This is a genomic window from Tenacibaculum gallaicum (genome assembly GCF_003387615.1).
Lineage (GTDB): Bacteria > Bacteroidota > Bacteroidia > Flavobacteriales > Flavobacteriaceae > Polaribacter > Polaribacter gallaicus.
In genome coordinates this window covers 1-1,035 of the sequence record NZ_QUNS01000021.1, presented here as the reverse complement: position 1 = coordinate 1,035, position 1,035 = coordinate 1, and the positions used below count along the sequence as shown (strand labels likewise).

Sequence of the window (1,035 nt, the reverse complement as noted above, 5' to 3'; positions counted from 1 at the left end):
TGTAAAGGTTAACTAATTCGTTGACAATTTTGGTTAAAAATATTAGGAGGCACACCATTTAAACTTTGGTGTGGTCTTTCTTGATTATAATAATAAATATATTGTAATATTTCTTCTTTCAAATGTTCTTTAGATTCAAAATAAGTTCCATGGATTACGTCCTCTTCAATTGTTCTCCAAAAGCGTTCAATTTTTCCATTGGTTTGTGGCCTATAAGGTTTAATATATCTGTGCTTTATTTCTAATTCAGTAAGCATTCTTTCAAAAGGATGTCCTGCCTTAGATTTACTTTCTTTTTTACCAAACTCAGGACCATTATCAGTTAAAACTTCCTTGAACTTAATATTATAATGACTGGCAAGAATATTAAAACTTCTAAGCCCAGAAAACATGGTTGTTAATGCTGTTAAGTCTTCTGTTAACTCTACCCAAGCAACTCGAGTACAGGAGTCTATAATACCGTACAAATAGTAACGTTTTTTAGGTTCTGAGTTAACAATTCCTTTAGGCAAGTAATGAGTATCAATATGACCTAACTCTCCTGCTTTCTTTTTAATGATTCTTCTTTTGTTTTCAACCATTTTTGGACTTAATCTATTTACACCATAACGTTTTAATATATTATAAACTCCAGAAGGTGTAGGTGTAAACTGTTTTAATTTAGGCTTTAAAATACAACTAATCTCATATTTATTATTGCCTTGCTCTCTTAAAGCTAATACTTTTTGTTCAATAAAGGGTAATGGTCTTCTGGTTTTCCATTTGGGTCCTCTTTTTCGAGGTAATAAATCCCTTTGATTACCACTTTGTTTGAAACGATTATAATATTTTAAAAAAGTACGTCGATCTGTGCCATTGGCTTCATAAAATTCTTTTACAAAACGATAACGAGGATGGGTTTTGTTTTTTACTTGTTCATATTCACTAATCAAAAATTGATATTTCTGTAAATAGCTTCGAACTAGAGTTAAATCATCTGTATTTATACGCATAACAAAATATAAGATTTTGTCAACGAATTAGTTAACCTTTACA

1 protein-coding gene is annotated in these 1,035 nt (G+C 30.0%); it reads right to left on the bottom strand.

Annotated elements, in window-relative coordinates:
- Positions 1-8 precede the first annotated feature (8 nt).
- The gene (locus tag C7448_RS15715; protein ID WP_115902360.1) at positions 9-992 is read right to left on the bottom strand and encodes an integrase core domain-containing protein; all 984 of its coding nucleotides are present in this window, start codon (positions 990-992) and stop codon (positions 9-11) included.
- Positions 993-1,035 lie beyond the last annotated feature (43 nt).

Bases quoted from the DNA above. Each gene is read 5' to 3' on its own strand.
- C7448_RS15715 (WP_115902360.1), bottom strand. From the start codon at position 992: ATGCGTATAAATACAGATGATTTAACTCTAGTTCGAAGCTATTTACAG.